The following is a 17,806-nucleotide window of genomic DNA, read 5'->3' as shown; positions in this document are numbered from 1 at the left end:
CGCCCTCGGGCAGGCACCCGCCCACGGAACCCTCCGCGTGCCCATCCGACACCGGAACAAACACCCTGGAACCTACGAAATCATCCTCGACGGAGACGGCCCGGCCCCTTCGGACCCTTCGGACCCTTCGGACCCTTCGGACCCCTCGAAGTCCTCGAAGTCCTCGAAGTCCCCGAAGCCGCCGACCACGATGTCGGCCAGCAGCGCCCCGGCCGTGCCCTCCGGGTCCAGGTCGGGGTCGTAGATCGTCACGTTGAGGCCGACGCAGTGCGGGGAGGCGAGCAACGGCCGCAGCAGGGCGACGACCTCTTCGGGCAGCAGCCCGTTCGGATCGGGGCTGTCGACGGCCGGCATGACGTCCGGGTCGAGCACATCGGCGTCCAGATGCACCCAGAACCCCTCGATCTCGGGGATCTCGAAGGCCTGCGCGGTGGCACGGGCGAGCGCGTCGGCACCCCACTCCCGTACGTCACCCACCGTGACGACCGGGATCTTCAGGGCGGCGAGTTCGGAGCGGTCGTCGTCGAACTCGTCCCGGATGCCGAAGAACCGTACGTCCTCGTCGCGCAGATAGGGCCGCAGCCCCTCCAGGTCCGTGAGGTCGGCCTGGCCGCGCCCGGTGGCGAGCGCGACCTCCTCACCGCCGGCCGCGCCGATCCGGTCGGAGTTGCCCGGGTGCCGGAAGTCCGCGGAGGCGTCCAGCGCGGCCAGCCCGTACCGGCCGAGGCGGCGCAGCGCGAGCGAGGCGCCGAGCTGGATCGAGCAGTCCCCGCCGAGCACCAGGGGGAAATCCCCGGCCCGCACGTGATGCTCGATCCGGTCGGCGAGCTTGCGGGTGTAGGCGGCGAGGGCGGCGGCGTTGAACACCCCGTCGCCCTCCTGCCAGTCCCCCCGGTCGTAGCGGGGCGGCACCACCACTCCGCCCTCCAGCGCCCGCAGCCTCCGCACGATCCGCTGCTCGCGCAGGGCACCGGCGAGCTTGTGGCAGCCCGGCACGGTCCCCGGCTCCGGCGGGCGCAGGCCCAGGTTGGAAGGGGCGTCGACGACCACGATGTTCCGCATGCGGGCCATCCTCGGTGACGGGGGTCGGGGGATCAATGGGGATGCGGGCGCCGATGGGCGGGACAGCGGGCGGCCCGGTGGCGCGGGGCGAAATTCCGCGTGCGACCGGCCCACGGCGACGTACAGTCGGCGGGTTCGGCAGACAGCGACTGGTGGAGGATTGCGGCGCATGAGTGAACGGCACACCTACCGGGTGATCGTCCGGGGTACCTGGGACGGTCTGGGCGAGGAGGCGCGGGCCCGGCTGGTCGCCGAGGCGGCCGAGCACGGGATGAGCAGCATGCGGTTCACCGAGGAGGGTTCGCTGTCGTACGAGCCGGTGCCGCTGAAGCACTTCTCGATGCGGTTCGTGGTGGTGTCGGACGCCGAGGACGGTGAGGAGATGGCCGCCGTGATCGCGGAGGACAGGGCGGAGACCGTGCTGCGCGGGCTCGGTTACGGATTCACGCGGCTGAGGTCGACGGTCACGGATCTGGACACCATGAAGATCAACCGGAAGGCCGCGTCTCGACGGTGAGGGCGAAGCGTTCGTGATCGCGCCAGGCCCCGTCGATGAACAGCATCTTCGGTGAGAACCCCTCGTGGCGGAAGCCCGCGCCACGGGCCAGCGCGAGGGAGGCGGTATTGCCGGGCTGGACGTTGATCTCCAGCCGGTGCAGCCGCATCGGCCCGAACGCGTGGTCGACGACCAGCCGGAGCCCTTCGCGCATCAGCCCCCGCCCGGCCGTGTGCGCGAACGCCCCGTAGGCGACCGCACCGCTCTGGAAGGCGCCCCGGACGATGTTGTTGACGGTGATGAATCCGGCGATGCCCCCGCCGTCCCGCTCGCACACCAGGAACCCCGCCTTCGCCGGGTCCTCTATCAGCAGGCCCGCGTAGGCGGCGTACGCGGCGGGCGTCGTGGGCGGGAACAGCCACGGCTGATGCAGTCGCCTGCTCTCCCGTACCCGCGCGGTGAACTCGTCGCCGTCGTCGTAGGTGAACGGACGTATGCCCACGTGGGGGCCTTCGGCGAGGAACCGGCGGGAGGCGTCGTTCGGCATCCGGACAGCGTACGTCGGCCCCGCGAGCGGGGCCTCTGCCCGCGTCACCGGCCGACGTCCACGGGGGCGTTGTCCGTCGCGTCTGGAACGATGGGCCCGTGCGTGCTGATGATCGGATCGACGAGGGTGTTCCGGCGGACCTGGCGGTGCTCCTCCGGGACGCGGACGACGGCCGCCCGGTGCGGATCTCCCGTTCGCTGTGCGCGGGGTGCGGCGGCCGGGTGTTCCGCGTGCTGGTCAACGCGTCGGGCGCCGAGCGGGAGTGTGCGGGCTGCGGCGCGCGGGCGTTCATCGCGGACAGCGGGGAGTACTGGGACGAGGAGTTCTGGGAGGGCGACGAGCCCGGGACGGCCGGGTGCCCGTGCGGGGGTGAGGAGTTCGAGGCCGCGGTCGCGTTCTCGCTGGGCGGGGACGGTTCGGTCCGCTGGGTGACCCTGGGTCTGCGGTGCGCCGAGGACGGATTCTGCGGGATCTACGCCGACTGGAAGATCGACTACGCGCCCACGGACCACCTCCTGACCATGGTCTAGGTCGCCGGCCCCGGACGGCCCTGACCATGGTCCAGGTCCGCCGGCCCCGGACGGCCGGTCCAGCCCATGCTGTCGAGCCATGTCAGCAGGGTCTCCAGGCGACGCCGGTGGTGGATCTCCGTCGCTGGTGGTGGATCTCCGTCGCTTGCGGCGGGTGACCCGCCCCGCTGCCCCCGGCCGACCCCGAGCACCCGACCCACCGAACCCACCCCCACCCCGAGCACTCCCACCCCCCGAACCCACCCCACCCCGAGCACTCCCACCACCCCGAACCCACCCCACCCGAGCAACCCGCCCCCGCGGACCCGCCCGGCGCCACAACCGCAAGCCCGCCGGGACCCGGAATGACCGCGGCAGCGTCACCGCAGCGCCGGTTCCCCCAGCGCCACCGTCCCCGCCCCCGCGTCCAGTTCCGCCGTCACGCCGAACGGGATCGTCAGTGCCCCGGCGGCGTGCCCGAAGCCGAACTCCTCCGCGACCGGGACGCCCAGCGGGCCCAGCCGGTCGGCGAGCATGACCCGTACCCGTTCGTAGGGGTCGCAGTCGTGCCAGGACCCGAGCAGGACGCCCCGTACGCCGTCGAGCCACCCGGCGCGCAGCAGTTGGGTGAGGTAGCGGTCCAGCCGGTAGGTCTCCTCGCCCACATCCTCCAGGCAGAGCAGCCCGCCGGCGGCGGAGGGGCGGGCGTGCGGGGTGCCCAGTTCGGCGGCGAGGAGGGAGAGGCAGCCGCCGAGCAGGACGCCCCGGGCGCGGCCCGGCACCAACGCGCCCGCGCCGGAGGCGATCGTCATGACCGTCTCGGGGGCGAACAGCGTCGCCCGCAGATGCTCCTGCGCCCGCGCGTTCTTGATGAAGTCGACGCCCGCCGCCATCGGCCCGTGCAGGGTGACCAGGCCGAGGCGGGTGGCGAACGCCTCGTGCAGGGCGGTGATGTCGCTGAAGCCGACGAACACCTTCGGCCCGGCGGCCCGCATCGCGTCCCAGTCGAGCAGATCGGCCATGCGCTGGACGCCGTAGCCGCCCCGCGCGCACAGCACGGCGTCCACGGACGGGTCGCACCAGGCGCGCTGGAGGTCGGCGGCCCGGTCGGCGTCGGTGCCCGCCAGGTAGCCGAAGTCGGCGTGGCGGTCCAGGACATGGGGCAGGGCGTACGGGTCGAGGTCCCAGCCGCGCAGCACGTCCAGGCCCGCCTGGAGGCGCTCCTCCGGTACGGGACCGCTGGGCGCGACGACGGCGACCCGGGCCCCGGGCGCGAGCCGCGCCGGCCGCCGCAGGTCCCGTACGCGGAACGGGTCCGTCACTCGGTCAGCTCCAGGGTCGTCGTCAGGCCGGGCGGCTTCAGCCCGAACACCTCGGCGTACAGGGCGAGTTCGGCTTCCAGGGCCCGGATCATGGTGTCGGCGCGGCGGAATCCATGGCCCTCGCCCGCGAAGGCGAGGTAGGCGTGCGGGACGCCCCGGCCCGCCATCCGGGCCAGCAGCCGTTCGGCCTGCGCGGGCGGGCAGATCACGTCGTCCAGGCCCTGGAGCAGCAGGAAGGGCGCGGTGATCCACTCGGCGTGGGTGATCGGGGAGCGCTCGGCATAGCGGGCGGGCACCTCGGCGTAGGGGCCGACCAGGCTCTCCAGGTACTGGGACTCGAAGTCGTGGGTGCCGTCGGTGGCCCAGTCGGTGAGGTCGAGCACAGGGTAGCTGATGGTGCCGCAGGCGTAGACGTCGGTGGTGGCGAGGGACGCGGCGGTGGTCCAGCCGCCCGCGCTGCCGCCGCGTACGGCGAGCCGGGCCCGGTCGGCGGTGCCCTCCTCGGCGAGGGCGAGGGCGACGGCCGCGCAGTCCTCGACGTCGACCACGCCCCACTGTTCGCGCAGCCGGTCGCGGTACGCGCGCCCGTATCCGGTGGAGCCGCCGTAGTTGACCTCGGCGACGCCGATGCCGCGTGAGGTGAAGTAGGTGATCTCCAGGTCGAGGACGAGCGGGCTGCGGCCGGTGGGCCCGCCGTGCGCCCACACCACGTAGGGCGGCCGTTCCCCGTCGGGCGCGGTGTACCCGGGGTGGTGCGGGGGATGGAGGTGGGCGTGGATGTCGCGTCCGCCGGGGCCGGTGAAGACCCTGGCCTCGGGTTCCGCGTAGTGGGCGGGGTCGACGGCGTCCTCGTGGGGGGCGCCGATGACCCGGGTGTGGCCGGTGCGGGCGTCCAGCTCGATCACCTCGTACCCCCGGCGCGGACCGGCGCCGACGCCCACCACGCGCTCGCCGTGCACGGCCAGCGTGGACGCGAACTCGGTCCAGGGGCCGGCCGCGTCCACGATCTCGCCGGTGGCGGGGTCGAGCAGGCCGAGCGCGGCGGCGCCCCGGCCGTGCACGACGGCGACCGGCCCGCTGTCCAGCGGCGCGAACCAGCGCTGCCCGATCTTCCACAGCGGCCCGCCGAACTCCTCCTCGCGCGGGCACAGGGGCCGTCCGTCGCGGTACAGGTTCCACCAGCCGCTGCGGTCGCTCGCGTACAGCAGCGATCCGTCGGCGGCGAACTCGGCCTGCGCGATCGACTCCTCGGGCCCGCCCGCGACGGTCCGCGCCCCGGTCAGCGTCCCGTCCCCGGCCACATCGGCGAGGATCAGCTCACTCCCGTCCCAGGGCATCCGGGGATGGTCCCAGCCCAGCCACACCGCGCGCCGCCCGTCGGGCGACAGCCGGGGCCCGGTGACGAACCGGTGCCGCTCGGGTACGAGTTCCCGCACCGCCGACCGGTCCTGGGCGGCGGACCCGTCCAACGGTACGGCGGCCAGCACTCGGCGTACATCGGTGGGCGCCGGACCGGTGAACTCCTCCAGGACGCACCACACCTCACCCCGGCCGGCCAGGATCCGCGGGTCGGCCCAGCGCAGCCCGCCGCCGACCGCCGACACCGGGGTCAGCGGCCGGGGCTCGCCGCTGGGCTCGTAGCGGTGGAGCCGCTGGTCGGCGAAGTGGGTGAATACCACGAGCGGCCCGTCGCCGGTCATGGTCCCCGCCCAGGGCTGTCCGCCGTACTCGATGACCCGGCTGCGGACGTTCCAGGGCGCGGGCAGGACGGATTCCGCGGTGCCGTCGGGGCGGCGGCGGATCAGGGTGCGCCGGCCGCCCTCGGTGGGGCGGGGCTCGGTCCACCAGACCTCGTCGCCGACGAAGCCGACGTACTCGGGGTGCCCGTCGTGGGCGGCGGCGAGGGCCGCGTCCACCGGGGAGGGCCAGGAGCCGTACGGGAGTGTGCGCATGTGGTGGTCTTCCCCCTCGCCTACGCCGTGCGCAGGAACCGGTCGAGCACATCGACGCCGAAGTGCAGTGCCGCGACGGGCACCCGCTCGTCGACACCGTGGAAGAGGGCCTGGTAGTCGAAGCCCTCCGGCAGCTTCAGGGGGGCAAAACCATAGCCGGTGATGCCGAGCCGGGAGAACTGCTTGGCGTCGGTGCCACCGGACATGCAGTACGGCACCACATGCCCCTCGGGCGCGAACTCCTGGACGGCCGCCCGCATCCGCGCGAAGGTCGGCGAGTCGACGGGCGCCTGGAGAGCCGTCTCGTGGTGGCTGTACTCCCAGTCCACATCGGGCCCGGTCAGCGCGTCCAACGTCGTACGGAACTCGTCCTCGCCGCCCGGCAGATACCGCCCGTCGACATACGCGACGGCCTCGCCCGGGATGACATTGACCTTGTATCCGGCGCTGAGCATGGTCGGGTTGGCGCTGTTGCGTACGGTCGCCTCCACCAGCTTGGCCGCCGGGCCCAGCTTGGTGAGCAGCCCGTCGATGTCGTCGAGGTCGGGGTCGATGCCGTAGAGCGCGGCGAGTTCGGTGAGGGCGGCGCGCACGGTCGGGGTGAGCCTGAGCGGCCATTCGTGGGCGCCGATGCGGGCGATGGCGGCGGACAGCCGGGTCACCGCGTTCTCCCGGTTGACCTTGGAGCCGTGCCCGGCGCGTCCGCGCGCGGTGAGCTTCAGCCAGCCGGTACCGCGCTCACCCGCGGCGATGGGATAGATCTGGCGCCCGGAGCCGTCGTGGAAAGTAAAGGCACCCGACTCGCTGACCCCCTCGGTACATCCCTCGAACAGCCCCGCGTGCTGATCGGCGAGGAAGCCGGAGCCGTCCTCGGCGCTGGCCTCCTCGTCGGCGGTGAACGCGATCACCACGTCCCGCCGGGGCCGGACGCCCTCACGCGCCCAGGAGCGGACGACGGCGAGGATCATCGCGTCCATGTTCTTCATGTCGACCGCGCCCCGCCCCCAGACCACACCGTCCCGGATCTCCCCGGAGAAGGGATGCACGCTCCAGTCGGCGGCCTCGGCGGGCACGACATCCAGATGCCCATGAACGAGCAGCGCGTCGGCGGACGGATCGCTGCCCTGGACGCGGGCGACGACATTGGTCCGCCCGGGAACGCGCTCCAGCAGCACCGGCTCCAGCCCGGCCCCCGCGAGCCGCTCGGCGGCATACTCGGCGGCGGGCCGCTCCTGGCAGTCACCGCCACCCCGATTGGTGGTGTCGATACGAATGAGCTCCGAGGTAAAGGCAACCACCTCGTCCCTCGCCTGCCGGTCAGCCATACTGCTCCTCCACGGCGGCCGAGACGATGGTCGTGACGGCCTTGAACGTACGGATCGCGTCGTACATGGTCGGGTTGCTGTAGGCCACCTTGCGCTCCCCGGACCGGGCGACCCCGGGCACGACGGTGGCGGCCATCGCCAGATGCTCGGCGTCGAACTCCAGGGCCAGGGTGTGCGGCCCCGCGCTCACCGGCTCGTGCCGCCCGGCCAGCGCGACGGCCTCCTTGGCGGCGCCCCGGATGTCGGCGGCGGTCCTGGCGGGCGTACGGCACACGGCCGCGTACCGCGAGACATGGTCCTTGACGGCGACCTTGCGCGCGCCGGGCGCGTATCCCAGCGCGTCCTCACAGGCCACGTCGTCCCCGGTGACCAGCACCACCGGCACCCCATACTCGGCGACGACCCGCGCGTTGAGCAGCCCCTCACTCGCCCGCACACCGTCCAGCCAGACGCCGGTGATGGAGTTGGCGAGGTAGGTGTGGGCGAGCACGCCCTCGTCCCCGGCACCGGCGTGGTACCCGATGAAGGCGATGCCGTCCACGTCACCGTGCTGGACGCCCTCGACCATGGAGAGCGACTTGTGCCGCCCGGTGAGCATCTCGGCGCGCTCGTCGAGCCGCTCCAGCAGCAGATTGCGCATGGTCCAGTGCGCCTCGTTGATCAGCACCTCATCCGCGCCGCCGTCGAAGAAGCCGAGCACGGCGGCATTGACATCGGAGGTGAACATCGAGCGGCACCGCTCCCACTGCGGCGTGCCCGGCAGCACGTCGGCCGGCCAGGTGACACCGGTGGCGCCCTCCATGTCGGCACTGATGAGGATCTTCATGGTTCCTGTCTTCTCGCTGGTCAGAGACCTGTGGTCAACCGATGACCACACTCCCCGACACCACGCGACGAACCAAGCGACAGCGCCGGAGATCTTCACGCTGCCACACGTTACGCGCCACCCAAAAGCCGCGCGGCGGCGCATCCCGTACAGCGCGCGCGTCCCGCCGAAAAGCGTGACGGCCCGGGTTCACCGACACTCCGCCCGCAATCCCTGAGCGAGCCGCCGGCGCGATCCGAGGTGTCCGGCTTCACGGTCGCGCCGTGGCCCGCGCCGGCACCACACGCCCGGTGCCCGGGAAGTAGGAGCCGCCGTGGGAACCGCACGGCTGAAGGAGAAAGCAGCCAGGTCGTCCAGCACGTCAGGGTTCCATGTCGCCCTCGGCCTCGAACGTCGGCTCACCCTCCAGAATGGGGGCCTCCAGACGCCCGTGCAGCGCGGCCCAGAGGAATTCCGTGAACATCATGGGAAGAAATACCCAGGCTCCCATTTCAAGAGCCACCGACCAGTTCTCATCTGCGTGAGCCGGAGGCGCCAGGAAGACGTGGTTTCCAGAGATTGATCGGGCGACGGGAACGAGTCCGCCATGCGAAGGATAAACCGGAGAAGGAACCGACTCGGGGTCGATGAGAGACATCTGCTCATAGACGTAACCAGCCTCCTGCCACAGGAATTCAAGTCGCAGCCCGTTTTCACCGTCAGCAGCCCTGGGGTGAAACAGGTACAACTGACCGTTTAGACTGCCGGGCCCGTAGGCTGAAACGAATTCTTTGTAGTCGGCGGGCAGCGAGCGACCCGTCCTACTTTCAACCGGCCCCCAGTCCGACCGAACATCTCCGCCGAGCGGCGGGGGGCCGATGACGTCATGGAACCGAGAGATCTCCACCCGATGACCTTTCCGAGCACGAATAGCCGCCAGTGGGGCGATTGTATGCGGTGCAGTTCAGCCGACAGTAGGGACAATTTCGGAGCGTGTTGTTGTGCCCCCGTTGATTTGCAATCAGATGAAGTGCGGCACGATTACGCAACGGAAGCTGCCGTAGCCCGCGCCGAGATAGGCGTAGTCACGGGACTGTTCGGTGAGCGCCCCGGCCAGGGTGCCGACCCTGACGCCGTCCAGGTGGAGGGACTGGGTGTTGGCGGCGGCGGTCAGTACCACGTGGTGCCACTGGCCGTCGGTCACGGCCTGCGGCGACACGATCGGGGTGGCTCCGGGGCTGCCGGTGAGGTAGAACTCGCCGCGCAGCCTGCCGGTGCCGTCGATGTTCAGGACGGGCCGCCAGGAGCTGGGCTTCTCGCCCAGTTCGGTGTTCTGGAAGCCGACCAGGACCCCGGCGGGCGTGGTGGTCCTGAACCACAGCTCGATCGTCGGGAAGGCCGCGTTCTTCAGGGTGTCGGCGGGCAGTTCGACCACCGAGTCGACGCCGTCGAATCCGGCGGCGGTGTCGGCGGTGCCGGTCAGCGCGGACCCGGCGCCGAGCTGGGTGTCACGGTGGACCGCGTCGTTCACTCCCGTCCGTGAAACGGCCTCGCCGGCGGCGACCGATCCCTCGCTCTCGCCGAGCCGCCAGTAGGAGGTGGGCGCCGAGTCGAGCACCCCGCTGCGGTAGACCGAGCCGGTGCCGTACTCGTAGACCGTGCACTTGGTGGTGGACGTGGGCGGGCACACCCTCGTCAGGAGGTCGCCGGTGTAGTGGTAGGTCCAGGTCAGGCCGGGGGTGTTGGCGTCGACGGGGCTGGTGGTCACCGACTGGACCCGGCCGCCGGACCAGGCGAAGGACAGCGAGCGGCCCGACAGGTCGTCGGTCACCGTCGTCACCGGTCCCCCGGTGGGCGTCTGGTGGGTGACGGTCTGGGTCCGGCCGGCCACGTCCGTGATCCGGGTGAGGACGCCGGACGCCAGGAAGCGGTATTGGGCGCCGGAGCGTTCCCGCAGCACCCAGTCGGTCGACTGGCGGGCGAGGGTGAGGGAGCCGCCGGGCGGGCCGCTGTAGCTGCCGTCGGCGTTCTTCCCGAACCGGACCTGGGAGCCGTCGGCCAGGGTGACGACGGCGGCGGACAGGGCCGGCTCCTCGCGCAGGCGCATGTCCCAGTTGGTGGACCAGCCGGTGCCGAAGGCGCCGTCGCGGCGGGGGTCGAGCGAGTTGTAGGTGCGGGTGACGGCGAGTTCCGGGCCGACGGTGGAGACGGTGGCATCGGTGGCGGCGGTGACGTGGTTGCCCGCGCGGCGGCCGATCTCCGTGGAGCCGTCGGCGCCGCCGAGGTGCCCGGTCACGGCGGGCTGCGGCACCTGGGTGGTCAGCAGCGCGGCACCGGGGCGGGCGGAGGTGGCGGTGCCGTCGTAGGCGTACCCGTACCAGGCGTAGGTCTTGCCCCAGGACAGCCGGCCGGAGGGCACGACCACTGCTGCTCGGCGGTGCGCGGGCCGCTGCGGCAGTAGTCGACATAGGTGCCCGAGGTGGCGTCCACGGACGTGACCGATGGATCGACCCGCACCGGGAGGATCCGCTGGGGGGGGCGGACAGCCACTCCTCGTCGAGCTCCACGACCAGGATCTGGCAGCCCGCCTCCTCGATCAGCCGGTCGGTGGCCCCGGAGGGGATCACCCCTTCGTTGGAGTCGGGGGCCAGACGCGAGTCCTGCATCCACGCCCGGGTGGTTCCCCCGGCGTTGGTGAACACGACCCCGCCGTGCCCGTCGAGCCCAGCGGTCAGCCCCTCCAGCGCCAGCGGGAACCGCCACTCGGTGGGGCGTTCGCCTGAAGCGGGTCGTGTACATGCCGTCCGGGTTCTGGTACGTCCGCTCCCGCTCACCGCGCAGTTCCTCGCTGCGCTCCGCGTCGAAGCCCTGCGGCGGGGCGGCTTCGGGTGCCTCGGCCGCCTCCACGGGGCCCGGGGCGGGCAGCTCGGGGTCGGTCGGCAGGCGGGTGGGACCGGAGCCGTCCTGCGGGGGCAGTTCGCCGGGGCGGGTGAGGGGGTCGGGGCGACCGCCCTTCCTCGTCACCCTCCGGCGCACAGGGGCACGGATACGCCCCCGTCAGGACGCCCGGTCGGCGGCGGAAACGGTGGCCGTCTTAACCAGGACGCCGATCTTGTCGATGCGGTGTTCGGGGTTGCCCATCTCGTCCCGCCAGAAGTTGCCGGCCGCGTCGTCCTCGGGCGTGGCGCAGGTGGAGACGGTGATCATGGCCTGGGTGGGGGTGCGTCCGGGCTCGCCGGGGACGGGTGCCCGCTGCTCCTCCAGGGAGCTGGGGGTCCGGAAGGATGTCTCCCGGGTCTCGGTGATCTCGTAGGTGTGGATCACGCCGCCGAACTCCACGGTGACCGTGTCGCCCTCGGCGAGGTCGGGGAGGTCGCGCAGCGGGCCGCCCGCGCTCAGGCGGTGGGCGGTGACCAGGTAGTTGCCGATCTCGCCGGGGCCGACCCCGCCGTCGTCGCCGTAGGGGCTGGCGCCGACGCCCTCGTTCTGGATGACGGTGCCGGGCATGTCGTCCGTCGTGCCCTCGTAGGGGACTATCTCCAGGTCCGTGAGGCCGATCTCGGGGATGCTCAGTGCGGCGGAGTCGGTGCGGGGGTCGGCGTCCGGGCTCGGGGTGGGGGCGGCGGACGAGGACGCGGGGCTGCCCGTCGGGCTCGGGCCCGGACCGGTGACGGAGGCGGAGGCGGAGGCGGGCGGGGGGCTCGCGGCGGGCTCGGACAGGGAGGCGGAGGCACTCGGCGTGGCCGAGTCGGCACATCCTGTGAGGAAGAGCGTGAGGCCCGCGGCGAGTGCGGCGGTGACACTGCGCCTGGCGGTCATACGAACGAGCATAGGCGCGGATTGCGCCGTTCGGGTGGTCGGCCGGATGCCTGTGGAACACCTGTTCGTCGGCTGTCCGCGCCCGGTCCCGGCCGGGCGGCGCCCCGAGACGAGCCGCCCGGCGTGGGCGGTCAGGGCGTCCGGCCCACTATCTGCCACTTCGAGGGCAGTTCGAGACGGGCGCCGTCGGGCCCGTACTCCGTGGTGGTCAGGGGGAGTTCACCGTCGGCGAGGACCGTGAGTCCGGCCGCACCCAGATACACGGGCACCGCCGCGTCGGCCACCTCCCCCGGTGCTATGCCGTGCCGGAAGACGGGCGCGAGCTTGGCGGGCGGACCGGACGGACTCTGTGCCAGCCCCTTGAGGACGCCCCCGGCGGCCTCCGCCAGCTCCACCACGAAGGCCCGCCCGCGCGCGCCGACCAGGGTGGCCATGGAGTCCACCAGCGCCTGCCGGTCGCCGGGGTCGGCCTGGTGCAGCACACCGCGCATATAGACATTGGCGTCGCCCAGCTCCGCGTGCAGCGCCCGCGCCTCGGTGGGCTCGGCGGCGTCCAGCACCCGGTAGCCCGCCTGCCCGGCCGGGGGGGGGGGGGGGGGGGGGGGGGGGGGCGCCCCGCCCCCCCCCCCCCCCCGCGCCCCCCCCGCGCGCGCGCCCCCCGCCCCCGGTCCCCCCGCCCCCCGGGGGGGGGGGGGCCCCCGCGCGGGCGCCCGCGCCGCCGCCGACAGATCGACGCCGAGCACCCGGGGGAACCGCTCGGCGAGAAACCGGGTCTGGGTACCGTTGCCGCAGCCCAGGTCGATCAGCGGCAGCCCCGGGTCCACGATCCGCGGCTCGAACAGCGCCAGATGCATCCCCGAGGTCAGCACGGGCTCGGCATCCCAGAACACCGCCCCGGGTCCGTCCGGCGCCTCCCGCCAGAACCCTTCCCAGGACTCCCGATACCGCAAGGTCACACTCATGCCCAACTCCCCAGGACGCGCGGCCATATCACCGTAAGTAACGGTCGGGTACGGTCATATCGCGCCCGGGAGTGCGCTACAAGTGTCGCGCCGATTCCTTCACGACGCCTCCGGCGTCCTTACGCCTGTCGGGGTCCTACCGGCGTCTGGGCAGGGTCAGTTCGCACCACACCGTCTTGCCGACACCGGTCCGGCTCGCTCCCCACTCGCGCGCCAGGGTGCTCACCACCCGCAGACCGCGCCCCTCGTCGTCCAGCGGCCTGGCGCTCAGCAGGCCCGGCAGCTCGTGATCGTCGTCGTCGACCTCGCACAGCAGGGTCTCGCCGCGCACCAGCCGCAGTTCGACCGGCCCGCGGTGGGAGTGTCGTACGGCATTGGTGACCAGCTCGCTGACCATCAGCTCGGCGGTGTCGATCAGCTTCTGCCCCAGCCCCCACTCGTGCAGCTGCTCGCGGACCACCGCGCGGGAGCGGCACACCTCGGACGGGTCCACGGTGAACCGCCACTCGGCCACGTCGTCGGGTTCGATGCCGGCCAGGCGGGCCATCAGCAGGGCCACGTCGTCCTTGCGTCCGCCACTGGGGTTCAGGGCGCGGATGATGGTGTCGCAGGCGGCGTCCATGGACGCGGCCGGGTGGGCGGCGGACTCGCACAGCGTGGCCAGGCCGGTGCCGATGTCCTCGCCGCGCACCTCCACCAGCCCGTCGGTGCACATCACCAGCCGGTCGCCGGGCGCCACCCGTACCCGTACCGCCTCGAAGGGCACCCCGCCGACGCCGATCGGGGCGCCGGTCGGCAGCGCCAGCAGTTCGCTGCGCCCGTCCTCGGCGCGCACCACGACGGGCGGGATGTGCCCGGCGTTGGCGAGCGACAGCTCGCCCGCGATCGGGTCGTAGACCGCGTACAGACAGGTGGCGAGATAGGTGTCGCCCAGCCGCTGGGCGAGGTCGTCGAGGTTGCGCAGCAGCCGGGCGGGCGGCAGATCGAGCGCGGCCATGGTCTGTACGGCGGTGCGCAACTGCCCCATCATGGCGGCCGAGTTGAGGCCGTGGCCCATCACATCGCCGACCACGAACGCGGTGCGGGCGCCGGGCAGTTTCACCGCGTCGAACCAGTCGCCGCCGATCCGGCCCAGCAGGGTGCCGGGCAGATAGCGGGTGGCGATGTCACAGCCCGCCATGCGCGGCGGGATGTGCGGCAGCATGCTGTCCTGGAGGGTCTCGGCGACGCTCTCCTGGTAGGTGTACATGCGCGCGTTGTCGAGTACGAGGCCGGCGCGGGCGGCGAGTTCGGCACCGGTCACCCGGTCCATGTCGTCGAAGACCTCGCGCTCGGGGTGGCGCAGCAGCACCATGAAGCCGAGCACGACATTGCGGGCCTTGAGCGGGACGACCAGCATCGAGCGGTGGTTGATCAGCGGCCGGATGTCCCGCTTCTCGAACTGCGAGGCGATGGCGTGTCCCAGCTCCTCGCTGATCCTCGGCACCAGGACCGGTTCGCCGGTGGTCATGCACTGGAAGAAGGGGGTGTGCGCGGGGAACGGCATGGCCTCGTCGACGGGGATCACGTCGTCCCAGCGGCCGGGCTCGTCGGTGTGCTCGACGGCCACCCGGTGCCACATGGTGGTGGTGTCCGGCACCCCGTCGGGGAACCCCTCCCCCGCCACCACCTGTTCGCGCAGATAGGTCCCGGCGACATCGGTGAAGCGCGGTACGACGGCCCGGCTGACCTCGATGATCGTGCGGGACAGATCGAGCGAGGTGCCGATCTTCCCGCTCACCTCGTTGAGGAACTCCAGCCGCTCGCGTACGGCCGCGTACTCCAGGTCCTCGCCGTCGTCGGCGTCCTGCCGGGGTACGGGTAACCCGTGTGCGCGGGCCCGTTCGGCGCGCTCGCGCCGGGCGCGGCGCTCGGCGCGCCGGGGCACGCCCCAGTCGGGGGTGACGGGAACCCGTTCGTGCCGGCTGAACTCCAGGACCGGATAGCCCAGTTCGAGGATCTGGGAGGCGATCCGGGCGCTCTCCCGGACGCTCATGCTGGGCAGGATCTCGGGCAGCCTGCGGGCGAGCAGCTCGGCGCCGGGGAAGTCGGTGTGCAGGGCGAAGCCGGGGGCGACGCGCTCCGCGTCGGTGTGGTCCCGGCCGAGCCGGCCCGCGTCGGCGGCGAGCACCAGCAGCCGCTGCGGTCCCGGCCCCACCAGCGGATACGCCCACCACAGCACATCGATCCGGCCGCCCTCGGGCACGGTGAGCCGGGCACGTCCGGCGGCCGGGTAGGAGAGCCGCCCGTCGAGCGAGGACTCCAGGTCAGCGCCGTCGGGTCCGTTGGGTCCGTCCCCGTCGAACACCGCGTCCCCGGCGGCGGATCGCCCGTCGTCCTCGGCGAGGGCGCCGGAGACGGGCAGCAGGTCGGTGGCCGGGCGGCCGATCGCGCCCTCCTTGGGGACCCCGAAGATCCGGCGGGCACCGCTGCTCCAGTGGGAGACCACTCCGTCCGGGTCGATCACGACCACGGCCAGGGGGATGCGTCCGGTAGCGGGATGGCCGGTCGCGGCGGGATGGCCTGTCGCCGCGGGATGGCCGGTCGCCGTCACCGCCTCGGCCGCTCGGCCGGGTACCTCCCGGTCGGTGCCACGGTTCATGGCCCCGCCTCTCTCCCCCATGCCTGAACAAGATCTGTTCCCGCCACCACGGTACGGCGATGCCCGCTCACGATGTGTGTCAATGCGCGAATTCCCCGCACGGAACCGCTCCGGCGCACGCGCTCGCGCCACGGAGGCGTGTACGGGCCGGGCCGGCGTCCGGGCGGCCCCGCGCGCCCTGGGCCGGCGTCCGGGCGGCCCGCACGCCCAGGGCCTCGGTGTCCGGGCGGCCCGCAGGCCGGGGGCCGCCGTGTCGGGACGGCCCGCACCCGGAGGCCCTCAGTCCTCGTGCCCCAGCTGGAGGTCCCGTTCCGTACGGCCGCCGCCCGCGACCTGGAGGACGGTCGCGACGGGCGGGTACCCGGCGGCGATGACGGTGTACTCGCCGGACGAGAGGTCGATGAAGCGGAAGGCGCCGTCGGGGCCGGTGGTGAGGGTGTCGACGACATTCCCGGCGGCGTCCAGGAGGGTGACGCGGGCGTCCTCGACGGGCCGTCCGCCGCTCGCCCGGACCGTGCCGCGCAGCACGGCGCCGCCCGCGAGTTCGATGTCCTGGCGGGTCTCGCGGGAGGCCTGGACGGTGACGGGGAGGGCGGCCGGGCGGAAGGCGGGGGCGCTGGCGGCGAGGGTGTACTCGCCCGCCACGAGTTCGGTGATGACGTACGCGCCCTCGCGTCCGCTGCGGGTGCTGGAGACGACCTCGCCGTGCACGTTGGTGAGGGTGACGGTGGCGTCCCGCACCGGGGTGCCGTCGGCGGTGACGACGGCACCGGCGAGCCGGCCCGCGCCGCCGAGGACGACGTCGAGTTCGACGGGGCGTTCGCCGACGGTGACGGAGACGGCCTGCGGCTGGTGGCCGCCGGCGGCGGCGATCAGGACGTAGGCGCCGGTGCCGGGCGTGGCGAGCGCGTAGCGGCCGTCCTCGCCGCTGGCGCCCCGGCCGATCTGCTGCCCGGCCACATCGATGAGGGTGAGCGCCGCGCGGGGCACGACGGTGCCATCGGGGTGCTGCACGGTGCCGCAGACGGGGATTCCGGCGGCGTAGGGCGTACGGGCGCCGGGGACGGGGGCGTGCACGGCGGCGGCGTCCGTCCCGGCGGTCGGGGCGCTGTGCGGCGCGGTGCTGTTCACGAGGGGTTTCTCCTTGAGGAAGAAGGCGATGAGCAGGCCGAGGACGAGCACCGGCACGAGATACAGGAAGATCCTCGGCATGGCGTCGGCGTACGCCTGGATGTAGGCGTCGCGCAGGGCCGGTGGCAGGGCGTGCACGGCCTGGGGGGTGATCGACTCGGCGTCCGGCAGGCCCGCGCCGGGCTGTGCGGGCAGCCGGTCGGCGAGGGCGTCGGTGAGCCGGTTCGCGAAGAGCGTGCCGAAGACGGCCGCGCCGACGCTGCCGCCGATCTGCCGGAAGTAGTTGTTGGCGCTGGTGGCGGTGCCGAGGTCGGCGGGGCGTACGGAGTTCTGCACGGCGAGCACCAGGACCGGCATCACCATGCCGATGCCGGCGCCGAGGACGAACATCCAGACGCTGTACTGCCAGCGGGGCGTGTCGGTCTCCAGCCGGGACAGCAGCCACATGCCCGCCACGGACAGGACGCTGCCGAGGATCGGGTGGATGCGGTAGCGGCCGGAGGTGCTGATGAGCTGTCCGGAGATGATCGACGCGCCGACGATGCCGCCCATCATCGGCAGCATCAGCAGCCCGGATTCGGTGGCGGAGGCGCCGTCGACCATCTGGAGATAGGTCGGCAGATAGCTGGCCGCGCCGAAGAGGGCGACGCCGATCACCAGGCCCACCAGGGCGGTGACGTTGAAGACGGAGTCGCGGAACAGCCGCAGCGGGATGAGGGGTTCGGCGGCGAAGCGCTCGGCGACCAGGAAGAGCAGCGAGGTGAGCACCGCCCCGGCCGCGAGGGCGAGGATGACGCGCGAGCCCCAGGCGTGCTCGGTGCCGCCCCAGCTGGTCAGCAGGACCAGGCAGGTGGAGGCGGCGGCGAGCAGCAGCGTGCCGAGCACGTCGAAGCGGGGTTTCGCGGTGGGTTTGGGGAGTTTGAGGACGACGGCGACCACGGCCATGGTGAGCAGGCCGAAGGGGACGTTGATGTAGAAGCACCAGCGCCAGGAGAGATGGTCGGTGAAGTAGCCGCCGAGCAGCGGCCCGGCCACCGACGCGAGACCGAAGGCGGCGCCGATCAGGCCCATGAACCGGCCGCGGTCCCGGGGCGGCACGATGTCGGCGATGATCGCCTGGACGCCGATCATCAGGCCGCCCCCCCCCCTTGCCCGGGACCCGCGGGAGAAGGTAACCTCGGCCAAACTGGCGCCCCCGCCCCCGGCCCCCGCGCCGCCGCCCTGGTCATCGCCGG

Annotated in this window: 13 protein-coding genes and 1 pseudogene; 2 read left to right on the top strand and 12 right to left on the bottom strand. The window is 72.8% G+C overall.

Features of this window, described 5'->3' with window-relative positions:
- Positions 1–72 precede the first annotated feature (72 nt).
- Positions 73–1,062: an arginase family protein gene (locus tag ACFXAZ_RS27325; protein ID WP_384596602.1), complete on the bottom strand. Its 990-nt coding sequence runs from the start codon at positions 1,060–1,062 to the stop codon at positions 73–75.
- 169 nt (positions 1,063–1,231) lie between these two features.
- Between ACFXAZ_RS27325 and ACFXAZ_RS27320 the strand changes: the two genes are divergently transcribed.
- Positions 1,232–1,579 carry a DUF6204 family protein gene (locus ACFXAZ_RS27320; protein WP_384596600.1) on the top strand — a complete coding sequence of 116 codons (348 nt, stop codon included), beginning with the start codon at positions 1,232–1,234 and terminating at the stop codon, positions 1,577–1,579.
- Here ACFXAZ_RS27320 and ACFXAZ_RS27315 read toward each other — a convergent pair.
- Complete coding sequence (locus ACFXAZ_RS27315; RefSeq protein WP_384596598.1) at positions 1,551–2,105, bottom strand: GNAT family N-acetyltransferase; 555 nt, start codon at positions 2,103–2,105, stop codon at positions 1,551–1,553. The two genes, ACFXAZ_RS27320 and ACFXAZ_RS27315, sit on opposite strands and share 29 nt — an antisense overlap.
- Before the next feature lie 98 nt (positions 2,106–2,203).
- Here ACFXAZ_RS27315 and ACFXAZ_RS27310 point away from each other — a divergent pair, with 98 nt between their 5' ends.
- Entirely contained in the window at positions 2,204–2,635 is a 432-nt protein-coding gene (locus tag ACFXAZ_RS27310) for a hypothetical protein (protein ID WP_384596596.1), read from the top strand.
- A gap of 359 nt (positions 2,636–2,994) precedes the next feature.
- Here the strand turns inward: ACFXAZ_RS27310 and ACFXAZ_RS27305 are convergent, their stop codons facing one another.
- The 10 genes and pseudogenes from ACFXAZ_RS27305 to ACFXAZ_RS27260 all read right to left on the bottom strand — a co-directional run.
- Positions 2,995–3,936 (bottom strand): LD-carboxypeptidase, encoded by a 942-nt coding sequence (locus ACFXAZ_RS27305; RefSeq protein WP_384596593.1) that lies wholly within the window; start codon positions 3,934–3,936, stop codon positions 2,995–2,997.
- Complete coding sequence (locus ACFXAZ_RS27300; RefSeq protein WP_384596590.1) at positions 3,933–5,888, bottom strand: prolyl oligopeptidase family serine peptidase; 1,956 nt, start codon at positions 5,886–5,888, stop codon at positions 3,933–3,935. The genes ACFXAZ_RS27305 and ACFXAZ_RS27300 overlap by 4 nt, the downstream gene beginning before the upstream one ends.
- 20 nt (positions 5,889–5,908) lie before the next feature.
- The gene (locus tag ACFXAZ_RS27295; RefSeq protein WP_384596587.1) at positions 5,909–7,213 is read right to left on the bottom strand and encodes a M20/M25/M40 family metallo-hydrolase; all 1,305 of its coding nucleotides are present in this window, start codon (positions 7,211–7,213) and stop codon (positions 5,909–5,911) included.
- The gene (locus tag ACFXAZ_RS27290; RefSeq protein ID WP_384596585.1) at positions 7,206–8,039 is read right to left on the bottom strand and encodes a M55 family metallopeptidase; all 834 of its coding nucleotides are present in this window, start codon (positions 8,037–8,039) and stop codon (positions 7,206–7,208) included. The genes ACFXAZ_RS27295 and ACFXAZ_RS27290 overlap by 8 nt, the downstream gene beginning before the upstream one ends.
- A gap of 361 nt (positions 8,040–8,400) precedes the next feature.
- Positions 8,401–8,925 carry a hypothetical protein gene (locus tag ACFXAZ_RS27285; protein ID WP_384596582.1) on the bottom strand — a complete coding sequence of 175 codons (525 nt, stop codon included), beginning with the start codon at positions 8,923–8,925 and terminating at the stop codon, positions 8,401–8,403.
- A 114-nt stretch (positions 8,926–9,039) separates the two neighbouring features.
- A complete protein-coding gene (locus tag ACFXAZ_RS27280; RefSeq protein WP_384596579.1) occupies positions 9,040–10,437 on the bottom strand; it encodes a DUF6531 domain-containing protein in 1,398 nt (465 codons plus the stop codon).
- Positions 10,438–11,075: 638 nt separating this feature from the next.
- On the bottom strand, positions 11,076–11,837 hold the full coding sequence (locus tag ACFXAZ_RS27275; protein WP_384596576.1) for a class E sortase: 762 nt from the start codon (positions 11,835–11,837) through the stop codon (positions 11,076–11,078).
- Positions 11,838–11,968: 131 nt separating this feature from the next.
- Positions 11,969–12,799 (bottom strand): methyltransferase domain-containing protein, encoded by an 831-nt coding sequence (locus ACFXAZ_RS27270; RefSeq protein ID WP_384596573.1) that lies wholly within the window; start codon positions 12,797–12,799, stop codon positions 11,969–11,971.
- A 136-nt stretch (positions 12,800–12,935) separates the two neighbouring features.
- Positions 12,936–15,440, bottom strand: coding sequence for a SpoIIE family protein phosphatase (locus ACFXAZ_RS27265; protein ID WP_384596570.1), 2,505 nt, complete (start codon positions 15,438–15,440; stop codon positions 12,936–12,938).
- A 279-nt stretch (positions 15,441–15,719) separates the two neighbouring features.
- Positions 15,720–17,711: pseudogene (locus ACFXAZ_RS27260) on the bottom strand (MFS transporter); the annotation flags it as partial.
- Positions 17,712–17,806: the final 95 nt, after the last annotated feature.

Origin of the sequence: Streptomyces sp. NPDC059477, from assembly GCF_042749375.1 — a bacterium.
Lineage (GTDB): Bacteria > Actinomycetota > Actinomycetes > Streptomycetales > Streptomycetaceae > Streptomyces.
The sequence above is the reverse complement of the archived record's forward strand: the minus strand, read 5'-3'. Positions and strand labels throughout refer to the sequence as shown.

Coding starts and splice junctions, on each gene's coding strand:
- ACFXAZ_RS27325 (WP_384596602.1), bottom strand. CDS start 1,062: ATGCGGAACATCGTGGTCGTCGACGCCCCTTCCAACCTGGGCCTGCGC.
- ACFXAZ_RS27320 (WP_384596600.1), top strand. CDS start 1,232: ATGAGTGAACGGCACACCTACCGGGTGATCGTCCGGGGTACCTGGGAC.
- ACFXAZ_RS27315 (WP_384596598.1), bottom strand. CDS start 2,105: ATGCCGAACGACGCCTCCCGCCGGTTCCTCGCCGAAGGCCCCCACGTG.
- ACFXAZ_RS27300 (WP_384596590.1), bottom strand. CDS start 5,888: ATGCGCACACTCCCGTACGGCTCCTGGCCCTCCCCGGTGGACGCGGCC.
- ACFXAZ_RS27295 (WP_384596587.1), bottom strand. CDS start 7,213: ATGGCTGACCGGCAGGCGAGGGACGAGGTGGTTGCCTTTACCTCGGAG.
- ACFXAZ_RS27290 (WP_384596585.1), bottom strand. CDS start 8,039: ATGAAGATCCTCATCAGTGCCGACATGGAGGGCGCCACCGGTGTCACC.
- ACFXAZ_RS27275 (WP_384596576.1), bottom strand. CDS start 11,837: ATGACCGCCAGGCGCAGTGTCACCGCCGCACTCGCCGCGGGCCTCACG.
- ACFXAZ_RS27270 (WP_384596573.1), bottom strand. CDS start 12,799: ATGAGTGTGACCTTGCGGTATCGGGAGTCCTGGGAAGGGTTCTGGCGG.
- ACFXAZ_RS27265 (WP_384596570.1), bottom strand. CDS start 15,440: ATGAACCGTGGCACCGACCGGGAGGTACCCGGCCGAGCGGCCGAGGCG.